The organism is Halomonas sp. TP35 (assembly GCF_052375975.1).
GTDB classification, from domain to species: domain Bacteria; phylum Pseudomonadota; class Gammaproteobacteria; order Pseudomonadales; family Halomonadaceae; genus Vreelandella; species Vreelandella citrativorans.
The window spans coordinates 1-887 of the sequence record NZ_JBQSUZ010000043.1 but is presented as its reverse complement, the minus strand read 5'-3'; the positions used below and the strand labels follow the sequence as shown (position 1 = coordinate 887).

1 protein-coding gene is annotated in these 887 nt (G+C 46.2%); it reads right to left on the bottom strand.

Annotated features, from left to right (window positions below; genetic code table 11):
* Nucleotides 1-285 precede the first annotated feature (285 nt).
* Entirely contained in the window at nt 286-810 is a 525-nt protein-coding gene (gene cap3, locus ACT3RU_RS17965) for a CBASS system CD-NTase/cGAS isopeptidase Cap3 (protein WP_225733952.1), read from the bottom strand.
* Nucleotides 811-887: the final 77 nt, after the last annotated feature.

The window sequence follows — 887 nt, the reverse complement described above, 5'->3', positions numbered from 1 at the left end:
GTCGGCTTGCTTGAGGATGGAGAGAATCTGACTATCGGTAAATCGTGACTTTCTCATGGAAAACTCCTTACGCTCATTTTATCGGAATTTTCTACTTATAGCCGCTTCGGATTTCCGGGGGGATTACACGGTCACGCCAATATTGAGACATAAATTCTCCAAATATTAATTGATGAATATCGATGCATTGAACGTTTCAATTGAAATTTTCTTTACACATTGGAATAAAGGCAGTTGGAAGGGTATTTAACATTAGGTTACGTTAATAGCTGAGCCCTAAAATTTTTAGCGAATATTGAGAAGCGGAATGACTTTTGCATTAAGTTTTTTTGCAGCCCATATTTCTTTCCTACCCACTATCAGCAAGACCATGGGTTCATCAGCAACCAGATATCGTTTCCATGAATTTAAATCGGTTGAAGACGGAGAGGGAATATCCTCAGGATGGGTGTGCCATTCTCCAAGGTACTGAAGACGGCCGGACGAACGTGAAAAGGCACCTTCGACGGCTACTTGATGATGAGGCCCTCGGCGATCAACAAAGCATCGACGTCTGATGTCACCTTTTCCCGGCTCCGAGACTTGATGCACTACTAAGTGCGAGCCGCGGCGCTCGCCAATGAGCACACCAGCGGCTTCGTTGCTGCTCAAATTAAACTGGCGATAGCTTAGTAGTCTACTTAGAACTGAAGGCAAAACCACAAGTAGCCTGCCCTGACTATCTGTAAATGTTAGTTCCGTCTCAATCATGACAGATTGGGCAATTGGAGTTACGCGGTAAAAGGCGAGGTCGCCTAGTTCGGCTGCCATCGAGCATGTGCTCGCTGTACGTCCAGCTCAAGCTGGGCTCCAAGAGTGACAGGACAGCTTCCTGCACCATTGCCGCA